Source organism: Streptomyces sp. SM18 (genome assembly GCF_002910775.2).
Taxonomy (GTDB): Bacteria; Actinomycetota; Actinomycetes; order Streptomycetales; family Streptomycetaceae; genus Streptomyces; species Streptomyces halstedii.
Window position 1 is genome coordinate 6,725,425 of the sequence record NZ_CP029342.1, and the last position, 21,694, is coordinate 6,747,118.

The 21,694-nt window shown below is 72.7% G+C and carries 21 protein-coding genes; 13 read left to right on the forward strand and 8 right to left on the reverse strand.

Features of this window, described 5'->3' with window-relative positions; all coding sequences use genetic code 11:
- Positions 1–5: 5 nt before the first annotated feature.
- From B9S64_RS29845 to B9S64_RS29855, 3 genes are all read left to right on the forward strand, one after another.
- Positions 6–938: a trans-aconitate 2-methyltransferase gene (locus tag B9S64_RS29845; protein ID WP_103491814.1), complete on the forward strand. Its 933-nt coding sequence runs from the start codon at positions 6–8 to the stop codon at positions 936–938.
- A 164-nt stretch (positions 939–1,102) separates the two neighbouring features.
- A complete protein-coding gene (locus tag B9S64_RS29850; protein ID WP_103491813.1) occupies positions 1,103–1,900 on the forward strand; it encodes a VOC family protein in 798 nt (265 codons plus the stop codon).
- 82 nt (positions 1,901–1,982) lie between these two features.
- Positions 1,983–2,234, forward strand: a complete 252-nt coding sequence (locus B9S64_RS29855) for a WhiB family transcriptional regulator (protein WP_028440824.1) — start codon at positions 1,983–1,985, stop codon at positions 2,232–2,234.
- Positions 2,235–2,388: 154 nt separating this feature from the next.
- Here B9S64_RS29855 and B9S64_RS29860 read toward each other — a convergent pair whose 3' ends face one another.
- The 3 genes from B9S64_RS29860 to B9S64_RS29870 all read right to left on the reverse strand — a co-directional run bounded on the left by B9S64_RS29860 (position 2,389) and on the right by B9S64_RS29870 (position 5,176).
- Complete coding sequence (locus B9S64_RS29860; RefSeq protein WP_103491812.1) at positions 2,389–3,288, reverse strand: chitosanase; 900 nt, start codon at positions 3,286–3,288, stop codon at positions 2,389–2,391.
- A 121-nt stretch (positions 3,289–3,409) separates the two neighbouring features.
- Positions 3,410–4,384, reverse strand: a complete 975-nt coding sequence (locus B9S64_RS29865; RefSeq protein ID WP_103491811.1) for an acyl-ACP desaturase — start codon at positions 4,382–4,384, stop codon at positions 3,410–3,412.
- Positions 4,385–4,759: 375 nt separating this feature from the next.
- On the reverse strand, positions 4,760–5,176 hold the full coding sequence (locus B9S64_RS29870; RefSeq protein WP_103491810.1) for an SsgA family sporulation/cell division regulator: 417 nt from the start codon (positions 5,174–5,176) through the stop codon (positions 4,760–4,762).
- A 224-nt stretch (positions 5,177–5,400) separates the two neighbouring features.
- Between B9S64_RS29870 and B9S64_RS29875 the strand changes: the two genes are divergently transcribed.
- Together B9S64_RS29875 and mmpA are read left to right on the forward strand one after the other, a co-directional pair.
- Entirely contained in the window at positions 5,401–6,078 is a 678-nt protein-coding gene (locus B9S64_RS29875; protein ID WP_103491809.1) for an endonuclease V, read from the forward strand.
- 83 nt (positions 6,079–6,161) lie between these two features.
- Entirely contained in the window at positions 6,162–6,308 is a 147-nt protein-coding gene (gene mmpA, locus B9S64_RS34650; protein WP_181012328.1) for a morphogenic membrane protein MmpA, read from the forward strand.
- Positions 6,309–6,365: 57 nt separating this feature from the next.
- Here mmpA and B9S64_RS29880 read toward each other — a convergent pair whose 3' ends face one another.
- Entirely contained in the window at positions 6,366–7,556 is a 1,191-nt protein-coding gene (locus tag B9S64_RS29880) for a trans-acting enoyl reductase family protein (protein ID WP_103491808.1), read from the reverse strand.
- Positions 7,557–7,938: 382 nt separating this feature from the next.
- On the opposite strand from B9S64_RS29880, the gene B9S64_RS29885 reads away from it, so the two are divergent.
- The 4 genes from B9S64_RS29885 to B9S64_RS29900 all read left to right on the forward strand — a co-directional run bounded on the left by B9S64_RS29885 (position 7,939) and on the right by B9S64_RS29900 (position 13,788).
- The gene (locus B9S64_RS29885) at positions 7,939–9,090 is read left to right on the forward strand and encodes a CaiB/BaiF CoA-transferase family protein (protein ID WP_103491807.1); all 1,152 of its coding nucleotides are present in this window, start codon (positions 7,939–7,941) and stop codon (positions 9,088–9,090) included.
- A gap of 66 nt (positions 9,091–9,156) precedes the next feature.
- Complete coding sequence (locus B9S64_RS29890) at positions 9,157–10,299, forward strand: acyl-CoA dehydrogenase family protein (protein ID WP_103491806.1); 1,143 nt, start codon at positions 9,157–9,159, stop codon at positions 10,297–10,299.
- Between the two features lie 65 nt (positions 10,300–10,364).
- The gene (locus tag B9S64_RS29895) at positions 10,365–11,579 is read left to right on the forward strand and encodes an acetyl-CoA C-acetyltransferase (RefSeq protein ID WP_103491805.1); all 1,215 of its coding nucleotides are present in this window, start codon (positions 10,365–10,367) and stop codon (positions 11,577–11,579) included.
- A 37-nt stretch (positions 11,580–11,616) separates the two neighbouring features.
- The gene (locus B9S64_RS29900) at positions 11,617–13,788 is read left to right on the forward strand and encodes a 3-hydroxyacyl-CoA dehydrogenase NAD-binding domain-containing protein (protein WP_103491804.1); all 2,172 of its coding nucleotides are present in this window, start codon (positions 11,617–11,619) and stop codon (positions 13,786–13,788) included.
- A gap of 87 nt (positions 13,789–13,875) precedes the next feature.
- On the opposite strand, the gene B9S64_RS29905 is transcribed toward B9S64_RS29900, so the two are convergent.
- Together B9S64_RS29905 and B9S64_RS29910 are read right to left on the reverse strand one after the other, a co-directional pair.
- Complete coding sequence (locus B9S64_RS29905; protein ID WP_103491803.1) at positions 13,876–14,604, reverse strand: MerR family transcriptional regulator; 729 nt, start codon at positions 14,602–14,604, stop codon at positions 13,876–13,878.
- A gap of 98 nt (positions 14,605–14,702) precedes the next feature.
- The gene (locus tag B9S64_RS29910; RefSeq protein ID WP_037881095.1) at positions 14,703–15,215 is read right to left on the reverse strand and encodes a VOC family protein; all 513 of its coding nucleotides are present in this window, start codon (positions 15,213–15,215) and stop codon (positions 14,703–14,705) included.
- Positions 15,216–15,333: 118 nt separating this feature from the next.
- Between B9S64_RS29910 and B9S64_RS29915 the strand changes: the two genes are divergently transcribed.
- Together B9S64_RS29915 and B9S64_RS29920 are read left to right on the forward strand one after the other, a co-directional pair.
- Entirely contained in the window at positions 15,334–15,810 is a 477-nt protein-coding gene (locus tag B9S64_RS29915; protein ID WP_103491802.1) for a macro domain-containing protein, read from the forward strand.
- 128 nt (positions 15,811–15,938) lie between these two features.
- On the forward strand, positions 15,939–16,571 hold the full coding sequence (locus tag B9S64_RS29920) for a TetR/AcrR family transcriptional regulator (protein ID WP_103491801.1): 633 nt from the start codon (positions 15,939–15,941) through the stop codon (positions 16,569–16,571).
- Positions 16,572–16,596: 25 nt separating this feature from the next.
- Here B9S64_RS29920 and B9S64_RS29925 read toward each other — a convergent pair whose 3' ends face one another.
- Entirely contained in the window at positions 16,597–17,475 is an 879-nt protein-coding gene (locus B9S64_RS29925; RefSeq protein WP_103491800.1) for an oxygenase MpaB family protein, read from the reverse strand.
- A gap of 252 nt (positions 17,476–17,727) precedes the next feature.
- Here B9S64_RS29925 and B9S64_RS29930 point away from each other — a divergent pair, with 252 nt between their 5' ends.
- Entirely contained in the window at positions 17,728–18,642 is a 915-nt protein-coding gene (locus B9S64_RS29930; RefSeq protein ID WP_103491799.1) for an oxygenase MpaB family protein, read from the forward strand.
- Here B9S64_RS29930 and B9S64_RS29935 read toward each other — a convergent pair.
- The gene (locus B9S64_RS29935) at positions 18,605–19,657 is read right to left on the reverse strand and encodes a LacI family DNA-binding transcriptional regulator (RefSeq protein WP_103491798.1); all 1,053 of its coding nucleotides are present in this window, start codon (positions 19,655–19,657) and stop codon (positions 18,605–18,607) included. The two genes, B9S64_RS29930 and B9S64_RS29935, sit on opposite strands and share 38 nt — an antisense overlap.
- A 256-nt stretch (positions 19,658–19,913) precedes the next feature.
- Here B9S64_RS29935 and B9S64_RS29940 point away from each other — a divergent pair, with 256 nt between their 5' ends.
- Positions 19,914–21,647 (forward strand): BCCT family transporter, encoded by a 1,734-nt coding sequence (locus B9S64_RS29940; RefSeq protein WP_103491797.1) that lies wholly within the window; start codon positions 19,914–19,916, stop codon positions 21,645–21,647.
- Positions 21,648–21,694 lie beyond the last annotated feature (47 nt).

The following is a 21,694-nucleotide window of genomic DNA, read 5'->3' on the forward strand; positions in this document are numbered from 1 at the left end:
GTCGCATGGCACCTTCCCCCTCGCACCCGCACCCGCACACGCCCGGCCCGCACACGCCCGCTCCGCACGGCGCCGGCCACCACCGTCATGGTCATACCGCCCCGGACGGGGCCGGTCCGCAGGACGGCCTCGCCCGGCTCCTCGACCTCGACGCGGAGCTGTTCGCCCCGTACCGGGCCGGAGTGCTGGACCGGCTCGCGCACCTGGCGGGCGACGGCGTCTCCCGGATCACCGACCTGGGCGCGGGCACCGGCACCGGCACGTTCGCCCTGCTGGAGAGGTTCCCCGCCGCGCGGGTGACCGCGGTGGACACCTCCCCGGACATGCTGGCCCTGCTGACCGCCGCCGCCCGCGAACGGGGCCTCGACGGCCGGCTGACCACCCTGGAGGCGGACGTCACCGAGGGCCTCCCCGGTGCCGCCGGAGCCGACCTCGTCTGGGCGTCGGCCGCCCTGCACCACTTCGGGGACCCCGCCGCCTCCCTCGCCGGTATCCGCGCGGCCCTGCGCCCCGGTGGGCTGCTGGCCGTCGCCGAGATGGACGGGATGCCGCGCTTCCTGCCCGAGGACGTCGTACCGGACCGGCCGGGGCTGGAGGGCCGCCTCCGCGCGGCGCTGGACGCGCTGCACGCCGAGCAGGTCCCGCACCTCGGTGACGACTGGGGCGCCCATCTGACCGCGGCCGGCTTCACCGTCGAGCTGGAGCACGCCGAGGACCTGGAGCTGCGCGCCCCGCTGCCCGCGGGCGCCGGCCTGTACGCCTACCTCGTACTGGCCCGCGTCCGGGAGACCCTCGACGGGCGCGTCGCCGGTGAGGACCTGGCGGCGCTCGACGCCCTCGTCGGGGGAGGGCCGGACGACGTGCGCCACCGCGACGACCTCGTCGTACGGTCCCGGCGCGAACTGTGGGTGGCCCGCTGCCCCGGGGACGCGGTCTGACGGCACGCGGGGGCGGCGGCCGCTTCGAGCGGAAGCCGCCCCCGCGCGAACTGCGGTGGCCGGTGGCCGGTGCGAGACTCGGAGCAAGGGACAGACACGCCTATGAACAGCGCGCGCGGCGCGGGTGAACGCGGCTCGCGGACCGCTCGCCGAAGGAGCACATCATGCGCGACCCATCCTTCGTGACCGGCGCTCCCAACTGGACCGACCTGGGTACCCCCGACATCGAGGCGGCCACGGACTTCTACCACGGCCTCCTCGGCTGGGAACTGGTACGCGGCGGCCCCGAGACCGGTGGCTACGGCATGTACCAGCTGGGGGGCAAGACGGTCGCCGGTGTCATGACGGTGACCGAGGAGCAGGGGAAGCCCGCCTGGTCGGTCTACTTCCAGACCCCGGACGCGGACGCCACGGCCAGGACAGTCGAGCAGGCCGGCGGCACCGCGGCCTTCCCGCCGATGGACGTCATGGACTACGGGCGGATGGGCGGCTTCACGGACAACGCGGGGGCGTACTTCGGGGTGTGGCAGCCGGGGACGAACACCGGACTCGGCGTGATCATGGAGCCGGGTTCGCTGATCTGGTCCGAGCTGTACACCCCGGACGTGCCCGCGGCCGCCGCGTTCTTCCAGACGGTCTTCGGCTGGCAGACCGAGTCGATGGAGTTCTCCGACGGCTCCTACACCATGGTCCGCCCCGCGGGCAGCGAGGGAGCCGAGTCCACCTTCGGCGGGCTCGTGGCCCTCGACTCCGTACCGGAACGGGCGGCGGTCGGTCCGCACTGGCTGCCGTACTTCCACGTGGAGGACTGCGACAAGGCGGCGGCCGACGTCGAACGGCTCGGTGGCACGGTCACGATCCCCGCCACGGACATCCCGGACGTCGGCCGGGTCGCCACCTTCGCCGACCCGGCGGGAGCGGCGTTCGCGGTGATCAAGCCCGCGCCGATGGAGCGGAGCTGAGACAGTGCGGAGCTGACGGCGCGGGCCGGTCGTTGACGGACCGTTGATCGCCTGTTTATCGGCAAGGGGCACCGTGAGCCCCATGCCGATCAACACCGTGACCGAAGACCCGCTCGCCTGGCAGGAGTCCGCGCTCTGCGCGCAGGCCGGGCCCGAGTTCTTCTTCCCGGCGCCGGGCAGCTCGACCCGTGAGGCCAAGCAGCTGTGCGGCGCCTGCGAGGGCAGGATGGCCTGCCTGGAGTACGCGCTCACCCACGACGAGCGGTTCGGTGTCTGGGGAGGGCTCTCCGAGAAGGAGCGGGAGCGGCTGCGCAGAAGCGGATCCCGGGGCTGACCGGGCGGCCCCGTCAGGGCCCGACGGCGCGCGGAGGGCGGGGCGCTCACGGGGCGAGTCGCCCCGCGGGGCGGGGGTCCGTGCCGGACAGGGGCTTCGCGGGACCGAGGGCTTCGCGGGTCGAGGGGCCGCGCGGGGCCCCGCCGGGCCGCCGTCACGGGATGCGGAAGCTCTCCCCGTACATCTTCCACACCAGCGGGGTGCGCAGCTCCAGGTTGCCCTCGCGGAGGAACACCCGCTGGGCGGTGTCGATGCGGGTGGTGTCGCGCTGGACGGTGCGGGCCTTGATCGCCGCACGGCCGGCGTCGAGGAACGCGTCGAGGTACGCGCTCTCGTCGCCGCCCTCCGCGGCGGTGTCCGCCTGCCGCATCGCCGTGTCGCGGATGCCGTAGAAGCCGTCGGGCTCCAGGCCGGGCCCGTGCAGCACCATGGCGTCGTAGTAGACGAACTGCCCGAGCGTGCCCAGCCCGTCCATCTTCGCCAGGCGGACGGCCGGTTCGAAGTACAGCCGGTCCCGCGTCGCGTCCTGCGCCTCGCGGAAGGCGTCGTCCTCGGCGGCCTCACGCCAGGCGGCCGTGAAGCCGGGGTCCAGCCCCTTGTGGGAGTCGCTGCCGTCCACCTTCCGCAGTGCCGGGAGGAACGCGGCGAGCGGATTGTCCGGATGCTCCGCGGTGTACGCCTCGACCAGTTGCAGCATGTCGTTCGTGCCGGAGCAGAAGCCGACGATCCCGGCCGTGTAGCCGTTGCCGTCGCCCAGGTCCTCTATCGCGCCGTACCGGCTTTGCCAGTCCAGGGTGGAGGCGTCCGCGCTGGACACGAGACGGGAGGCGATCTCCTTCGTTTCGGGTGCGGCGAGGCCCGGCGGAAGCGCGTCGATCTCCTCGGCGTGCTCCTCCGCCTGCTCCACCGCCTCCGGCGTCGGCTCCGGGTCCGAACCGGTCTTCGCCGGGCGGGCGGACTGCGGGACGAGCTCGGGCGGCTCGGAACCACCGCTGCTGAAGATGATCGAAACGGCGATGACTATCGGCGCACCGAAGAGAGCAAGACGCGTCACTGGCTTCACCGGCACAGGGTACGTTCCGCACACCTGTCGGGTCAGTCCGCCGGTCCGCCGGGCCCCTCGGCGCGAAGGCGGCGGCGCACGCGCGCCGCCGCCTCACCGCGCGGGGGAGTGGTCAGGCCTGGGCGCGGGCCGCCATGCGGGCCTTGCGGGCGGCCAGCTTCTCGTCGAACTTCGACGCCTCGGTGTCGAGCCCGCCCATGTACAGGCCGAGTTCGTCCTGCGCCTTGAGTCCCTCCGGGCCGAGGCCGTCGATGTGGAGGACCTTGAGGAAGCGCAGCACGGGCTGGATCACGTCGTCGTGGTGGATCCGCATGTTGTAGATCTCGCCGATCGCCATCTGCGCGGCGGCCCGCTCGAAGCCGGGCATCCCGTGGCCGGGCATCCGGAAGTTGACGACGACGTCGCGTACGGCCTGCATGGTGAGGTCCGGGGCGAGCTCGAAGGCCGCGCCGAGCAGGTTGCGGTAGAAGACCATGTGCAGGTTCTCGTCGGTCGCGATGCGGGCCAGCATCCGGTCGCACACCGGGTCTCCGGACTGGTGGCCGGTGTTGCGGTGCGAGACGCGGGTGGCGAGCTCCTGGAAGGCGACGTACGCCACGGAGTGCAGCATGGAGTGGCGGTTGTCGGACTCGAAGCCCTCCGCCATGTGCGCCATGCGGAACTGTTCGAGCTTGTCCGGGTCCACGGCGCGCGAGGTGAGCAGGTAGTCGCGCATCACGATGCCGTGGCGGCCCTCCTCGGCCGTCCAGCGGTGCACCCAGGTGCCCCAGGCGCCGTCGCGGCCGAAGAGCGAGGCGATCTCGTGGTGGTAGCTGGGGAGGTTGTCCTCGGTCAGGAGGTTCACCACGAGGGCGATCTTGCCGATGTCGGTCACCTTGGACTGGTCGGCGGCCCATGCCTCGCCGTCCTCGAACTGGCCGGGGAAGTTGCGGCCGTCGGAGAACGGAACGTACTCGTGGGGCATCCAGTCCTTGGCGACCTTGAGGTGCCGGTTGAGCTCCTTCTCGACCACCTCTTCCAGCGCGTAGAGCAGTTGGGCGTCGGTCCACGCCTTCGGACTGCCGAGGTGGGGAGAGGTGATCGTCACGGGGTACTCCTGGGGACGGGAGAATTTACCTACGGCTACGTAGGTTACGTGACCGTAGGTTAAGGCGGCGGTAAGCTCATAGCCAAGCCGGGACCTCGATGTGCCCGGTTGCGTACCGTTATCCATGCAGGTGGGACGTGCCGTCAGCGGTTCTGTTCCGGTCCGGCGGAGAACGGTGCGACCGGGCCGTGCGGCCCCCGTCCGGCGCTCCCGGCGCCTCTTCCGAGGCGTGCGGGGACGCGTCGGAACGGGCCCGGACGCGTGCGCGCGGGAGGCGGGAGGGGGTCGCCGGGCGGCGCGGAAGGACACCCGCGGCCGGGTGTGCCGGGGTGGAGGAGCGGCGCGCGGGACGGCCGGGAACAGGGCGTGCGGCGCTCAGCCGGCCCCGCCCAGCAGGTCCGTCAGATCGCGGTCCAGATCCAGGAAGCGGAATTCGTGGCCCACCGGCACCAGCGCGTGGGCGCGCTCCAGGAAGCGGCGCAGTTCGGCGGTGCGCACGTGCACCATGGCGATGCCCTCGGCGGCGTGGAACTCCAGCACGGTGCGGTCGTAGCCGAAGGGCCGCACCCGTACGTCACCCGCCCCGGCCGGGTGGTCCATGCCGGTGGCCAGCAGTTCGCGGGAGAACTCCCAGGAGACCTCGGTGCCCTCGAGGGTCGCCGGGCCGGGGAACGCCATGCGGACGGCGAAGGGGTCCTGGCGGTCGTAGTGCAAGGTGGCGGGCAGGGTCTCCATCCGTGGAGCGGACGCCACCATGCGGGCCTGCACGGACTGCTCGATAACGCTGGACAAGGCCTGCTCCCTCTCTCGTCGGACGAACGGATCCCGGCATGGGAGTAGACGACGGAACGCCCCCATCCGTGCACCGCTGCGGGGCGTGAGCTGTGTCACCGCCCGGCTTCCCCCAGAGCCCCTGCCCCGTTTCGGCCGCCGCACCCTGGGCGGTCCGGGTGCGCCGCCCAACTCCCGCGGGGGCGCGGGGAGCGGCGTGCGCGGGCCCTTACACTGACCGCATCATGACGACCTTCCCGATGCCCGCGGACGAGGCCGAAGCCCGTGCCGTCCAGGACGCGTTGCGCGCGGAGGTGGTGCTCGACGAGACCGGCCCGCCGCCCGGCACCGGACGGGTCACGGGTGTGGACGTCGCCTACGACGAGGAGCGGGACGTCGTCGTCGCGGCGGCCGTGGTGCTGGACGCGGCCACGCTCGACGTGGTCGCCGAGGCCACCGCGCGCGGCCGGGTGAGCTTCCCGTACGTCCCCGGGCTGCTGGCCTTCCGTGAGATACCCACCGTGCTCGCCGCGCTGGAGAGGCTTCCCGTCGGGCCGGGGCTCGTCGTCTGCGACGGCTACGGGCTGGCCCACCCGCGCCGGTTCGGCCTCGCCAGCCACCTCGGGGTGCTCACCGGGCTGCCCGTCATCGGCGTCGCGAAGAACCCCTTCACCTTCCGCCACGAGCGACCGGGCCCCCGCCGGGGCGACTTCAGCCCGCTCCTGGACGGGGAGGAGGAGGTGGGACGGGCGTTGCGCACCCAGGACGGCACCAAGCCCGTCTTCGTCTCCGTGGGGCACCGCACGAGTCTGGACAACGCCTGCGCCCACACCCTCGCGCTGGCCCGGGACTTCCGTCAGCCGGAGACCACCCGCAGGGCCGACGCCCTGTGCCGGTCCGCGTTGCGGGAGGCCCTCGCCTGAGTGCGCGGGCCCGGCCGCGATTGTTGCCGACTGGGGACAGGACCGGATGTTGTTCGTCGAACATCGGGGGCAGGCTGGTACACATGATCGACCAGAACACGCCTCGCATGAGCGCCGGAACCGTACGCCTCTCCCAGCGCGGTGTCGCCGTGGGCATGACCCTCGGCGTCGTCGCGGGAGCCGCCTGGACCGTCTCGATGGTCTGCACCCTCGCCTCCTGGATGCTCTGACCCCGTCTCCGCGGACGCGGCCCCGCCCGGACCGCGCCCCCTCGGACCGCGCCCCGGTCAGTGCGCCGCCGCGACCCGGAAGCCGATGCCCGCCGACCGCAGCCGGTCCAGCAGCGCGTCGCCCATGGCCGCGGCCGTGGTGACCTGCCCCGAGGTCGCGGGCAGCTCGTCCAGGGCCAGGCACAGCGCGGACTGCGCCAGCATCTTCGCCGTCTCGTCGTAGCCCGGGTCGCCGCCCGAGACCTCCGTGAGGACCCGCCGGCCGCCGCCCTCCCCGATGAAGCGGACCGTGAACCAGCTGCGGCGCCTGCGCTCCTCGTCGGGGCCGGACCCCGGTGCGTAACGGCCCGTCAGCCAGTCGCGTACCGCCGGTACTTGGGCGGCCCCGGCCAGTACGCCGAGCGCCGCGGTGCCGCCGAGCGCCACCGGCAGATGCTTCACCGAGGCGAAGTGGCGGTAGCGGAAGTCGGGGCCGTAACGTTCCAGCGCACGCGCGGAGCGCTCCACCACCCGGGGGTCCAGGGTCGGCAGCGGCAGCGCCCAGGTGCCGGTCGGGGCGCTGAAGTGCGGGGAGCCCTGCGGAGCGCGGGCCCGGCGGCCGACCAGGCGGGGCTCGTGCAGCCGGCGTTCCCGCGCGGCCCGCGCCGTCTGCCGGCCGCGCCCCAGTGCCGAGAGCGCCGAGGCGAACGTGCCGCCGGAGAAGACCGCGCCGGCGCGGACGAAGCCGTCCACGGTCAGCGGCACCCCCTCGGGCAGCCGCTGGACGGTGAAGTAGACGCCGAGGTCGTGCGGCACGGAGTCGAAGCCGCAGGCGTGCACGAGCCGGGCGCCCGTCTCCCGGGCCCGGGTGTCGTGGCGCAGGTACATCCGGTCGACGAACTCCGGCTCACCGGTCAGGTCGGCGTAGTCCGTCCCCGCGTCCGCGCAGGCGGCGACCAGCTTCTCGCCGTAGCGGATGTACGGTCCCACCGTCGAGGCCACCACGTGCGTGGACGCCGCGAGTTCGCCCAGCGCCTCCGCGTCGTCCGCGTCCGCCGTGAGCAGCGGCAGGTCCGCGCACCGGGGATCGGTCAGGGCCAGCCGGTCCCGCAGCCGCTCCAGCCGGGGCAGGCTGCGGCCGGCCAGGGCCCAGCGGCAGCCGTCCGGCGCGTGCGCCGCCAGATACGCGGCGGTGAGCGACCCCACGAACCCCGTCGCTCCGAAGAGAACGATGTCCCAAGGGCGTTCTGTCCCGTGCTGCCTGTTCATGGAATGCCTCCGCTGGGGCGCCGGCGCCGATGTGAGCAGCCAGAGGCTAGCGGAGCCGTCCGTGGCGTCGCGGGGCCGGGCGGTGTCCGGTGCGAGAGGATCCCAGGGAACCAGGGCGTGTTTCGAAAGTCCCGCCTGGCCCGCGACGCCCGGCACGCACGCTCGCCGCGTTGTCGGAGTCGCCCCAGTACGTCCAGTACGAGGGCGATCCTCCGCCTTGCGATCGCACGCACCGGACGCCGCGGGCCCCGCCCTCCGGGCGGACGGCGCTACGTTCGAAACACGCCCTAAGCGCTTGCTCGCCCGAAAGGGTTGTGCGGAACGGACTCCGTTCTTAGCATCATCGATGTTACATCAGTTGTGTCACACCGCTGGGGGCTTGATGACAACGACAGGGCGCGGTCCGGACGGCCCGCTGGCCGGGGTGCGTGTCGTCGAACTGGCGGGCATCGGGCCCGGACCGTTCGCCGCGATGCTGCTGGCCGACCTCGGCGCCGACGTGGTGCGCGTGGACCGCCCGGACGCCTCGGCGCTCGTCCTCGACCCGGCGTACGACCTCACCAACCGCAACAAGCGCTCCGTCCGCGTCGACCTCAAGAGCCGGGACGGCGCCGGACACGTCCTCGACCTGGCCGAACGCGCCGACATCCTCATCGAGGGCTACCGGCCGGGCGTCGCCGAGCGGCTGGGCGTGGGCCCGGACGCCTGCCTGGAGCGCAATCCCCGGCTGGTGTACGGGAGGATGACCGGCTGGGGCCAGGACGGGCCGCTCGCCGACCGGGCGGGCCACGACGTCGGGTACATCGCCCTCAGCGGCACCCTCTCCATGATCGGCGACCCCGACGGACCGCCCGCGCTCCCCGCCAACCTGGTCGGCGACTACGCGGGCGGCTCGCTCTACCTGGTCGTCGGCGTGCTCGCCGCGCTGCGCCACGCCCGTACGCCCGACGGCACCGGACAGGTCGTGGACGCGGCCGTGGTGGACGGCTCCGCCCACCTCGCCACGATGATCCACGGCATGCTGGCGGCCGGCGCCTGGCAGGACCGGCGCGGCTCCAACCTCCTGGACGGCGGCTGCCCGTTCTACGGCTGCTACGAGACGTCCGACGGCCGGTACATGGCGGTCGGGCCGCTCGAACAGCGCTTCTACGAGCAGTTCACCACCCTGCTGGGCATCGAGGAGGAGACCGCCTCCGCCCGCGACGACCCCGGCCGCTGGCCCGGACTGCGCGCCGCGGTCGCCGCACGGTTCCGCACCCGCAGCCGGGCCGAGTGGACCGAGGTCTTCGAGGGGACGGACGCCTGCGTGGCCCCCGTCCTCTCGCTCCGCGAGGCGCCCGGCCACCCGCACCTCGCCGCCCGCGCCACCTATGTGGAGCACGGCGGTCTCACCCAGCCTGCGCCCGCGCCGCGGTTCTCCGCGACACCCACCGCCGTGCGCCGCCCGCCCGCCCGGCCCGGAGCGGACACCGAGGAGGTCGCGGCGGACTGGGACGTACCCGGCCTGCGGACCGCCGAGGGGCCCGTGGGCTGATGTCCCCCTCCGCACCGGGGCCCGGCCCCGGCCCCGCCCCCACCGACCGTCCCCAGGGAGTCCGAAGTGCAGCGGCAGATCTTCACCGAAGAGCACGACGCGTTCCGCGCGACCGTCCGCACCTTCCTGGACAAGGAGGTCCTCCCGTACTACGAACAGTGGGAGAAGGACGGCATCGTCTCCCGTGACGCCTGGCTGGCGGCGGGGAGGCAGGGGCTGCTCGGCCTCGCCGTGCCCGAGGAGTACGGGGGCGGCGGCACCACCGACTTCCGCTACAGCGCGGTGCTGGCCGAGGAGTTCACCCGGGCCGGTGCCCCCGGCTTCGCCGTCGGCCTGCACAACGACATCATCGGCCCCTATCTGACCTCGCTCGCCACCGAGGAGCAGAAGCGCCGCTGGCTGCCCGGATTCTGCTCCGGCGAGACCGTCACCGCCATCGCCATGACGGAACCCGGCGCCGGCTCCGACCTCCAGGCCGTGCGCACCACCGCCGAGGACAAGGGCGACCACTGGCTGCTCAACGGGTCCAAGACCTTCATCTCCAACGGCATCCTCGCCGACCTGGTGATCGTCGTCGCCAGGACCACCCCCGAGGGCGGGGCCAAGGGCCTCTCGCTGATCGTCGTCGAGCGCGGCGCCGAGGGCTTCGAGCGCGGCCGCAACCTCGACAAGATCGGCCAGAGGTCCCAGGACACCGCCGAACTCTTCTTCCACGACGTCCGTGTCCCCAAGGAGAACCTCCTCGGCGAGCGCGACGGCGCCTTCCTCCACCTGATGACCAACCTGGCCCAGGAACGCGTCGCCATAGCGGTCGCCGGGATCGCCGCCGCCGAACACCTCCTGGAGATCACCACCCGGTACGTCAAGGAGCGCGAGGCCTTCGGACGGCCGCTCGCCAAGCTCCAGCACATCCGGTTCGAGATCGCGGAGATGGCCACCGAGTGCGCCGTCACCCGTACCTTCCTGGACCGCTGCGTCGTCGACCACGCGGAGGGGACCCTCGACGCCGTACACGCCTCGATGGCCAAGTGGTGGGCCACCGAACTCCAGAAGCGTGTCGCCGACCGCTGCCTCCAACTGCACGGCGGATACGGCTACATGGCCGAGTACCCGGTGGCCAGGGCCTTCACGGACGGCCGCGTCCAGACCATCTACGGCGGAACGACCGAGATCATGAAGGAGATCATCGGCCGTTCACTGCTCGCCTGACCCCCTCCGGCCGTCGCCCGGACCGCCGACAACTCCCCGCGCACCCCTCCCGAAAGGCTGCTGACTTGAGCACCGAAGCGTACGTGTACGACGCGATCCGCACCCCGCGCGGCCGCGGCAAGGCCGACGGGGCCCTGCACGGCACCAAGCCGATCGACCTCGTCGTCGGCCTCATCCACGAGATCCGCCGCCGCTTCCCGGACCTGGACCCCGCCGCGATCGACGACATCGTCCTCGGTGTCGTCAGCCCGCTCGGCGACCAGGGTTCCGACATCGCCCGGATCGCCGCGATCGCCGCGGGACTCCCGGACTCCGTCGCCGGCGTCCAGGAGAACCGCTTCTGTGCCTCCGGCCTGGAGGCGGTCAACCTGGCGGCGGCCAAGGTCCGTTCCGGCTGGGAGGACCTGGTCCTGGCCGGGGGCGTCGAGTCGATGTCCCGGGTGCCGATGGGCTCCGACGGCGGCGCCTGGGCCATGGACCCGATGACCAGCTTCCAGACCGGCTTCGCCCCCCAGGGCATCGGCGCCGACCTCATCGCCACCATCGAGGGCTTCAGCCGCCGCGACGTCGACGAGTACGCCGCGCTCTCCCAGGAGCGCGCCGCCGTGGCCTGGAAGGAAGGGCGCTTCGCCCGCTCCGTCGTCCCCGTCGAGGACCGCAACGGGCTGCTCGTCCTCGACCGCGACGAGCACATGCGCCCCGGCACCACCGCCGACTCGCTCGCCGCGCTGAAACCCTCGTTCGCCACCATCGGCGAGATGGGCGGCTTCGACGCCGTCGCCCTCCAGAAGTACCACTGGGTCGAGAAGATCGACCACGTCCACCACGCGGGCAACTCCTCCGGCATCGTGGACGGCGCGGCCCTCGTCGCGATCGGCTCGAAGGACGCCGGCGAACGGTACGGCCTCACCCCGCGCGCCCGGATCGTCTCCGCAGCCGTCTCCGGCTCCGAGCCCACCATCATGCTGACCGGCCCCGCGCCCGCCACCCGCAAGGCGCTCGCCAAGGCCGGGCTCACCATCGACGACATCGACCTCGTCGAGATCAACGAGGCCTTCGCCGGCGTCGTCCTGCGCTTCGTCCGGGACATGGGACTCTCCCTCGACAAGGTCAACGTCAACGGCGGCGCCATCGCGCTCGGCCACCCCCTCGGCGCGACCGGCGCGATGATCCTCGGCACGCTCGTCGACGAACTGGAGCGGCGGGACCGGCGCTACGGCCTCGCCACCCTCTGCGTCGGCGGCGGCATGGGCGTCGCCACCGTCGTCGAGCGTCTCTGACCGTCCCCGGCCCCCTCTCTTACGGAGTAGAACACCCATGACCGAGAGCACGACCATCCGCTGGGAACAGGACGAGACCGGCATCGTCACCCTCGTCCTGGACGACCCCGGCCAGTCCGCCAACACGATGAACCAGGCGTTCAAGGACTCCCTCGCCGCCGTCGCCGACCGCGCCGAGGCCGAGAAGGACTCCATCCGGGGCATCGTCTACACCTCAGCCAAGAAGACCTTCTTCGCGGGCGGCGACCTCAAGGAAATGATCAAGGCCGGCCCCGGGGACGCCCAGGCCGCCTTCGACACCGGTACGGCCATCAAGCGCTCGCTGCGTCGCATCGAGACCCTCGGCAAGCCGGTCGTCGCGGCGATCAACGGTGCCGCGCTCGGCGGTGGTTACGAGATCGCCCTCGCCGCCCACCACCGCGTCGCCCTGGACGCCCCCGGCTCCCGCATCGGCCTGCCCGAGGTCACCCTCGGCCTGCTGCCCGCGGGCGGCGGCGTCACCCGCACCGTACGCCTCATGGGCATCACCGACGCCCTGCTCAAGGTCCTGCTCCAGGGCACCCAGTACACCCCCGCGCGGGCCCTGGAGCACGGCCTGGTCCACGAGACCGCCGCCACCCACGAGGAGATGCTCGCCAAGGCGCGCGCCTTCATCGACGCCCACCCCGAGTCGCACCAGCCCTGGGACGTCAAGGGCTACCGCATCCCCGGCGGTACCCCCTCCCACCCGAAGTTCGCGGCGAACCTGCCCGCCTTCCCCGCCAACCTGAAGAAGCAGCTGGCCGGCGCGCCCATGCCCGCGCCCCGCAACATCATGGCCGCGGCGGTCGAGGGCTCCCAGGTGGACTTCGAGACCGCGCAGACCATTGAGGCCCGCTACTTCACCGAGCTGGTCACCGGCCAGGTTGCGAAGAACATGATCCAGGCCTTCTTCTTCGACCTCCAGGCCGTCAACTCCGGTGCCAGCCGCCCCCAGGGCGTCGAGGAACGCCAGGTCCGCAAGGTCGCCGTCCTCGGCGCCGGGATGATGGGCGCGGGCATCGCCTACTCCTGCGCCCGCGCCGGACTCGACGTCGTCCTCAAGGACGTCTCCGCCGAGGCCGCCGCCAAGGGCAAGGCCTACAGCGAGAAGCTGCTGGCCAAGGCGCTCTCCCGGGGTCGTACGACCGAGGCGAAGCGCGACGCGCTGCTCGCCCGCATCACCCCGACCGGCGACGCGGCCGACCTCGCGGGATGCGACGCGGTCATCGAGGCGGTCTTCGAGGACACCACGCTCAAGCACAAGGTGTTCCAGGAGATCCAGGACGTCGTCGAGCCCGACGCGCTGCTCTGCTCCAACACCTCCACGCTGCCCATCACCGTGCTCGCCGAGGGCGTGGAGCGGCCCGCCGACTTCATCGGGCTGCACTTCTTCTCCCCGGTCGACAAGATGCCCCTGGTGGAGATCATCAAGGGCGAGCGGACCGGCGACGAGGCGCTGGCCCGCGCCTTCGACCTGGTGCGGCGGATCAGGAAGACCCCGATCGTCGTCAACGACTCCCGGGGCTTCTTCACCTCCCGCGTCATCGGCCACTTCATCAACGAGGGCGTCGCCATGGTCGGCGAGGGCATCGAGCCCGCCTCCGTCGAGCAGGCGGCGGCCCAGGCCGGCTACCCGGCCAAGGTCCTCTCCCTGATGGACGAGCTGACGCTCACCCTCCCGCGCAGGATCCGCGACGAGACCCGGCGGGCGGTCGAGGAGGCGGGCGGCACCTGGCCCGAGCACCCCGCCGACGCGGTGATCGACCGGATGGTCGACGAGTTCGGGCGGCCCGGCCGCAGCGGGGGAGCGGGCTTCTACGACTACGGCGAGGACGGCGGGCGTGGCCTCCTGTGGCCGGGGCTGCGCGAGCACTTCACAAAGCCCGGAGCCGAGATCCCGTTCGAGGACATGCGGGAACGGATGCTCTTCTCCGAGGCGCTGGACAGCGTCCGCTGCCTGGAGGAGAACGTCCTGACGACGGTCGCCGACGCCAACATCGGCTCCGTGATGGGCATCGGCTTCCCGCCGTGGACCGGCGGAGTGCTCCAGTACATCAACGGCTACGAGGGCGGTCTGCCCGGCTTCGTGGCCCGCGCCCGGCAGCTCGCGGAGCGCTACGGGGACCGCTTCCTGCCGTCGCCGCTGCTGCTGGAGAAGGCGGAGAAGGGCGAGACCTTCCACGACTGACGCGCGACGGGCGTCCGTCGCAGGCGCGTTCGACGCTCGTCCGCGCACGACAGACGCGCACCGGACGCGCCGGTCCGCGGGCCGTGTTCACTCCGTGGTGAACGCGGCCCGCAACTCCTCCTTGAGCGACCGCTGGAAGGCGGTCAGCAGGGCCTGGAGCACCATCGGCTGCATATGCGCCGACAGCGACTTCATCGCCTTCACGTGCTCGGGGTCCGACTCCCGCTCCCGGTACGGACCCCACACCTCGTCCCGGAACAGCCGGGTCAGCTCCTGCGCGGCCGAGCGGGTGTGCTCCAGCAGCACCGTGCGCGCGGCCAGGATCGTCTCGTGCGCGATCGGTACGTCCAACAGCTCCGCCCCGAGCCGCAGCAGCCCCACGTCCACCCGGTACGCACCGGCGTCGGCCGGGCGCTCCAGGACGCCCATGGCCGCCAGCCGGTCCAGGTCCGCCTCCGTGAGCGCCCGTCCCGCGCGCCGCTCCAGCTCGGCCCGGTCCATGTCCTCCGCCGCGTCCGGCGCCCAGGACGCCACCAGCGCCCGGTGGATGGCCAGATCGTGGGCGCTCAGATCGGGCGGCAACTGCTCCAGGTACCGTTCGATGGCGGAGAGCGTCATGCCCTGGCGCTGGAGCTCCTCGATCAGCGCGAGGCGCGAGAGGTGCGCCGGGCCGTAGTGCCCGACCCTGCGCGGACCGATGACCGGGGGCGGCAGCAGGCCCCGGGTGCCGTAGAAGCGGACGGTGCGGACGGTGACACCCGCGCGGGCCGCGAGTTCGTCCACGGTGAGCGTCGGCTCCTCGGTCCCGGTGGCCATGACTGCTCCTTGTCGCGGACGGCCCGTCCGTCCGGGCCTTGCGTCGATCAGGTGCAACAGTATTGCTGTCTCACCACCGTTGTGAAAGTGGCCGGCCGTCACGGACGCCAACGACGGCGCGGGGTGGTCCGCTCGTAGGGCTGCGGGTCGGGGTAGGTCAGGAGTTCCAGTGTGCTTCCCCAGGGCGTCCGCAGATAGGCGAAGCGGTTCCGCTCGCCCTCTTCCGGGCCCGGCAGCGGGTGGGGCCGGCCGAGCAGGACCGCGCCCGCCCGTACGCAGTCCTCGACGGCCGCGTCGAGGTCCTCGACGTACAGGGCGATGTGCTGCCATCCGAAGTCGCACGGCAGCGCCGGCGGCTCCTGACGCGGCCCGTCGAACTCGAACAGTTCGATACCGGGCCCCCGGGGGAGCGCCAGCATGCGGACCGCCCGCTGCTCCGTCCCCTTCGGCACCCCGAGCCGCTCCTCGGTCTCCAGGCCGCCCCGGGGCCCGTCCGCGCGCCTCAGGGTGTCGTACAGCACCTCGGCCCCGAGCGCCCGGACCAGGAAGAGCGTCGCGCTCTCCAGGTCGGGGACGGTGACACCCACATGATCGATCCCTCGTACGCTCATACCCTCACCTTGCCCGGGAGCCCCGGCCGCTGCCCGACGACGCGCCCTCCCCGCGCCCCGCGGGCCCGTGAACCCGGGGAACGGGCCGGTTGTCGGTGGCGGCCCGTACGGTGAGGGCATGACGGGGATCAGGTACGTACGGGGGGACGCCACCGCGCCGCGCGGCGAGGGCGTCAAGCTGATCGTCCACTGCTGCAACGACGTGGGCGGCTGGGGCAGAGGGTTCGTCCTCGCCCTCTCCCGCCGCTGGCCGGAGCCGGAGGCCGCCTACCGCCGCTGGTACCGCGAGCGCGCGGACAACGACTTCGGCCTCGGGGCCGTGCGGTTCGTCCAGGTGGAGCCGTACGTCTGGGTGGCGAACCTGGTGGGCCAGCGGGGCATACGCACCGGCGCCACGGGGGTCCCGGTGCGCTACGAGGCACTGGAGGCGGGCCTGCGCCAGGTGGCCGTGCGGGCGGCGGAGCTGGACGCCTCCGTCCACATGCCGCGCATCGGCTGCGGGCTGGCCGGCGGCTCCTGGGACCGCGTCGAGCCCCTGCTGACCGGCGAACTGGTGAGCCGGGGCCTGGCGGTGACGGTGTACGACCACGGGTAGGGCCCCGGGCCGGGGAGGCAAGGGGCCCGGGTGTCCGGACGTGCGATACAGAGTGACGCTTCAAGTGTCTGTGTTCCGGCGGGCCTGTGGTTGAGTGGAGCGCGTCACGGCGTACGGGGAGGGCTCACATGGAGGCGCGGGACACCGGGGAAGCCCTGCTGGCCGGCGCGCTCGGGCAGTCGCCGCCCTCCGACGCGCTGAGCGAACAGATCCTCGACGCGGCGCGCGAGCAGTTCATGACCTTCGGGCTGCGCCGCTCGACCGTGGACGACGTGGCCAAACGCGCCAAGGTCTCCCGGGTCACGGTGTACCGCCGGATCGGCAACAAGGACAGCCTGGTGTCGGCCTGCCTGCTGCGCGAGTACCGCCGCTTCGTGGGGGACGTGGACGAGGCGGTCGCCGCCCTGCCCACCACCCAGGACCGCCTGGTCGAGGGCTTCGTGGCCGTGCTCAGACACATCCGCGAACACCCCCTGGTGGGCGGGCTGCTGAGGCTGGAGCCGGAGATCATGCTGCCCTTCCTCACCCTGGAGAGCGGGCCCGCCTTCCTCGCCATGCGCGGGTATCTGGCCGACCGGCTGCGCGAGGCCCAGCGCGCCGACGGACGGCCGGAGACGGACCCGACACCGGTGGCCGAGCTCATGGTGCGGATCACCGTCTCCTTCCTCCTCAACCCGGTGAGCTGCTTCGCGCTCGACGACGACGAACAGGTGCGCGCCTTCGCCCGCGGCTATCTGCTGCCGCTGCTCGGCCCCCGCTGACCGGGGCCCGCGCCGCCGTCCCCGCTCAGGGCCGTTCCACGGGCAGGGGCTCCAGCGGGCGGCTCCTGGCCCAGTGCGGCCCCAGGTCGTCGAGGTGGTAGCCGAAGGGGTAGCTGCGCGGCCGGGGCCTGGACGGCAGCCACCGGGGCCGGGCCGGCAACAGGCCGACGCCGTGCGACCGGGCGCGCACCAGCCGTTCCGCGGTGGCCCGTGCCCAGCGCGGCCGCGGCGGGAACCCCAGCGCCCGCAGCAGCGGTTCGTCCAGCAGGGCCAGCGAGACCCAGGCCACCACGGGGCGCAGCGGCGCCGGGTACCAGCGGGCCATGACCCGGAAGGTGGCGGTGGCCACCCGCCGGTTCGCCGGGTCGTAGGCGAACATCGCGCGCTCGTAGGAGTCCAGCAGCTCCTCGAACCCCTCGTACGTCTCCGGGGCGTCCGCTATCCCCATCAGGGCCGCCGTCCTGCGTGCCGCCTCCGCCAGGGCCCGTACCTCCTGCGAGCACAGGGGGCGCCAGCCGAACCGGTCGATCCACCGCTTGGGCCCGACGACGGTGGTGGCCAGGACGTAGAGGTAGTCCTCGTTGGGGATGCGGTACCTGGCGTGGATCCGGTTGACGCGGCGGGCCGCCTCGCGGGCCCGCTCCGACTCGAAGCCCTCCGCCGTCATCTCGTACCCGAACAGGACGGTGTCGTCGTAGCGCTTCTGCCCGTTGCGCTCGAACTCCTGGGTGCGGTCCAGGAGTACGGAGATCCGGGGCACCCCGTAGTCGCGCAGGAAGGCGACGCCGAGGCCCTGCCGGAAGTCCCAGGGGAACTCGTACCGCGACATCAGCCGGAGGATCTCGGCGCAGTCCCGCGCGGGATCCATCCGCCGGATCTCGCGTAAGCGGCTGTAACGGCCCATCTCTGCGACCTCCTGAAGCTCGGGTGCTGTGGGGTCCTCCCGGGCGCGGCTCCCGTCCTTCGCACGGCGTGTGACGGCCCACTCCCGCCCCGGAGAGTCAAAGTTACAAATACTATTGACTTGTTTCACCGAGGCGTCAACACCCCTGCTCCGGGACACCGGCCCGCCGCACATGGAGCCGGCGCCGCATACTGGGAGGTGCCCGGCCCGGGACCCGACCCGGGCAGCCGCCGACCCCCGGGGAGCACCTGGATGACCAGCGCGGACACCGGAGCGGCCGAGCCCGTGCCGCCCCCGCCCGGCGGTGTGCTGTGGAGCCTGGCCGGAGACGTCAGGGCACTGCTCATGCTGCCCGCCGCGCTCACCCTCCAGGTGGCCCACCCGGCCGTCGGCGCGGGCGTGGACGAGCACTCGGTCTTCCGCACCGACCCCTGGGGGCGCGGCGAACGCTCCCTGCACTCCCTCCAGCTGTGGGTGTACGGGGGAGAGGCGGGCGTCGCGGAGGGCCGCCGGCTGCGCGCCCTGCACCGCACCATCCAGGGCACCGACACCCGGGGCCGCCCGTATCACGCCCTCACACCCGCCAACTACGCCTGGGTGCACGCCACCGGCTTCCCCGTCTACCGGCACGCCACGCGCTACCTGGTCCGGCCGCTCACCGAGGCGCAGGAGCGGGCGCTGTACCGGGAGTGGCTCCAGGTCGGCCGGGTGCTCGGCATCCACGACCGGGACATGCCGCAGACCATCGAGGAGTTCTGGCCGTACTACCGCGCCGTGCTCGCCGAGGAGATCGAGCGGACCGTCGTCGTGGACGAGCTGGTCGCCACCGACCGTCCCGTACCGCCGCCGGACCGGGGGCCGCTGGTCGCGCGCCTCCTGCTCCGGGCGCTGTGGCCGGTGCTGTTCCCGCCGCTCGCGCGGTTCCGCCGGTTCATCACGATCGGGCTGATGCCGCCGGACGCCCGCGAGGCGATCGGTCTCGCATGGAGCGCTGCCCAGGAACGGCGGCTACGGAGGTTCTGCGGGGTGGTGCGCCGCGTCGTGCCCGTCCTGCCCGAACGGCTGCGCTATCTGCCGCTCGCCCGGGAGGCACGGGCGGCCTGGCACGCGGAGCGCGGGGCCCGGGGCGTCAGGCCGACGCGCGCCGGATCAGCTCGGTCGGGGTGACCACCGAGGCGGGCCACTCCCCGGCGCCATGGTCCAGCCGCTCCATCAGCAGCCGCACCATGAGCCGCCCCATGCCCTCCACGTCCTGACGGACCGTCGTCAGCGGCGGGTCGGTGGCCTCGGCGACCGAGGCCATGTCGTCGAAGCCGACCAGCGCCACCTCCTCGGGCACCCGCACCCCCCGCGCGCGCAGCACCCGCAGGGCACCCGAGGCCATCAGGTCGTTCGCCACGAAGACCGCGTCCAGGTCCGGGCGGACCTCCAGCAGCCGTTCCATCGCCCGCGCGCCACCGTCCGCCGTGAAGTCGCCGTCCACGGTCAGCGCCGGATCGGCGTCCGGCAGCACGTCGCGGTAGCCGTCGATCCGGTCGAGTGCCGAGGTCTGGTCGCGCGGCCCCGCGATGTGCGCGACGCGCCGTCGGCCCAGCGAGACCAGATGACGTACGGCCTCCCGGGCGCCGCCCCGGTTGTCGCAGTCGACGTAGGGCACCGGCGTCCCGGCGCCGTCCCCCTCCGGAGGCCGCTCAGGCCGTCCGCCGTAGACCGCCGGCACCCGGAACCGGCGGATGATCGCGGGCAGTTCGTCGTCCGTGTGCAGCGAGAAGGCCAGGACCCCGTCCACATGCCCGCCGGCCAGATAGCGGGTGACCCGGTCGAAGTCCCCCCTGCCCTCCACCAGCAGCAGGACCAGTTGAGCGTCGTGCGCGTTCAACTCGCGGCTGATTCCGCGGATCTGACGGGAGAAGAAGGGGTCGGAGAAGATCCGGAACTCGGGTTCGTCGATGATCACGGCCACCGCGCCGTTGCGCCGGGTGACCAGGGTCCGGGCCGCGTGGTTCGGGATGTACCCCAGCTCGTCGACCGCCTTGCGCACCTGGTCCACCAGCGGCTGGCGCACCCCGGCACCGCCGTTGACGACCCGGGACACCGTCGCCCGGGACACACCGGCGTGGGCGGCGACCGCCTCCAGGGTGGGCCGGACGTCACGCTGCGGATGGGGGGTCGGGTCGGGCAAGGGACGCTCCTCGGACGCGCGTGCCCGATCGGGCACGGCCGAACCGGCGGGTTCAGCACAACGGGCGGGTTCAGCACGAACGCCCGCCAGCCTAACCGCCCGACCGGCCGCGCCGGGCGGACGTACGGCGCGGTGGACGCCTCTCCGCCGTCGGGCGATCGTGCCGTCGCGGTCCGCAGATGCCGGGAGATGTACGCCATGTGTGGTACTGCCTACAGGAGGCGATATCTGCGGGATTGCGTGAAAGGTGCCATTTGTGTCACATGATGAGCAGGGAACCGGCGGCCGGGAGTACCTCCCGGTCACGGCCGACCTACCCGCCGAGCCGGTTCAGGGCCGTCCCACGACCGACCGGGTGGTCTTCGGCGTCGCGGCGGGCCTCACCCTCGCCTTCGTGATCTGGGGCTCCACGGCCACCGACTCGCTGGAGAACGCCTCCCACACCCTGCTCGACGGCCTCATCCACAACGGCGGCTGGGGCTTCATGCTGGCCGCCTCCGGCTTCGTGCTCTTCGCCCTCTGGCTCGCGGTCAGCCGCTACGGGAAGATCTCGCTCGGCCAGGAGGGCGAGGAGCCCGAATTCCGCACGGTCTCCTGGGTCGCGATGATGTTCAGCGCCGGCATGGGCATCGGCCTGATGTTCTACGGGGTGAGCGAGCCGCTGTCCCACTTCCGCACGCCGCCCCCCGGCACCCGTCCCGCCGACGACGCCGAGGCGATGCAGACGGCGATGGCGACCACCCTCTTCCACTGGACGCTCCATCCGTGGGCGATCTACGCGGTCGTCGGACTCGCCATCGCCTACAGCACCTACCGGAGGCGCCGGAGGCAGACCACCAGCGCGGTCTTCGAACCGCTCATCGGATCCCGGCACGCCCACGGGGGCGTCGGCCGGGTCATCGACATCCTGGCCATCTTCGCGACCCTCTTCGGCTCCGCGGCCTCGCTGGGGCTCGGCGCGCTCCAGATCGGCAGCGGTTTCCACGAACTCAACTGGATGGAGAAGACCGGCACGGGCCTGCTGGTCGCGATCATCGCCGTCCTCACCGCCGCCTTCGTCGCCTCCGCCGTGTCCGGGGTCGAGCGGGGCATCCAGTGGCTGTCCAACATCAACATGGTGCTCGCCCTGATCCTGGCGGCCTTCGTCTTCGTCGTCGGCCCCACCATCATCGTGCTCGACCTCATCCCCACCTCGATCGCCGCGTACTTCGGCGACCTGCCGCAGCTCGCCGGGCGTACCGAGGCGACCGGACAGGGCGAGGTGGCCGAATGGCTCGCCGGCTGGACGGTCTTCTACTGGGCCTGGTGGATCTCCTGGACCCCCTTCGTCGGCATGTTCATCGCCAGGATCAGCCGTGGCCGGACGATCCGTCAGTTCGTCGGCGGTGTGATCCTGGTGCCCAGCACGGTGAGCCTGATCTGGTTCGCCGTGTTCGGCGGCACCGCGATCAGACTGGACGAGGCGGGCCGGCTCAAGGGGGTCGGCGCCACCCAGGAGGCACAGCTCTTCGGGGTCCTCCAGCAGTTCCCCGCCGCGACGCTGATGAGCATCCTCGTCATGGTCCTGGTCGGCATCTTCTTCGTCTCCGGCGCCGACGCGGCCTCGGTCGTGATGGGCACGCTCTCCCAGAAGGGCGTGCTCGAACCCGCCCGCTGGGTCGTGATCTTCTGGGGCGTGGTCACCGGCGCGGTGGCGGCGGTCATGCTGCTCATCGGCAACGGGGAGGGGGACGCGCTGGCAGGCCTCCAGAACCTGACGATCCTGGTGGCCGCGCCGTTCACCGTCGTGATGGTCGGCATGTGCGTCTCCCTGATGCGGGACCTGCGGCACGACCCCCTGATCGTCCGCAGGGAGTTCGGCGTGGAGGCCGTGGAGTCGGCGGTCATCCAGGGGCACGCCAAGTACGACGGTGACTTCGAGATCCGGATCGGCCCCGGCGCCGAGGAGGTCACCTACGACGAACGGCACCGGCCCCGCCCGCCCACCTGAGGAAGGGCGCCGGGCCGGGCCCCGGCCCGGCGCCTCCGCCGGGCGCC